This window comes from Streptomyces sp. NRRL WC-3618 (genome assembly GCF_001280005.1).
GTDB lineage: Bacteria > Actinomycetota > Actinomycetes > Streptomycetales > Streptomycetaceae > Streptomyces.
Genome location: NZ_LGDW01000372.1, coordinates 1 through 299 on the forward strand (window position 1 = coordinate 1; position 299 = coordinate 299).

Genomic DNA, 299 nt, shown 5'->3' on the forward strand with positions numbered 1-299 from the left:
CAGGGGCATGCTGCCCTCCGGATGACAGAGGAACTCCCACTGAAGCCCTCCCATCCTTAGTTTTGCAGGTCACGGGGGCTGGTGTGGCTGTGTGGTGGCCGGCTCGTGCTGGCCGGAGGCGAGATCGTTAGCAGGCGATCGAAGATCGCGAAACGTGGCGGCGTGGTCGTCCTGCTGGACGGAACCCTGATCGGTAACCCCCGCCGCACCGGAGCGGACAACCGCAGGAACTTCAGCGGGAAACACAAGGCCCATGGCCTGCTGTTTCTCGCGCTGACCGACGAGAAGGGCAACCTGAT

The 299-nt window shown here is 63.9% G+C and carries 1 pseudogene; it reads left to right on the forward strand.

The features are described from left to right. Positions 1-105: 105 nt before the first annotated feature. A pseudogene (locus ADL01_RS26865) lies at positions 106-299 on the forward strand (hypothetical protein); the annotation flags it as partial.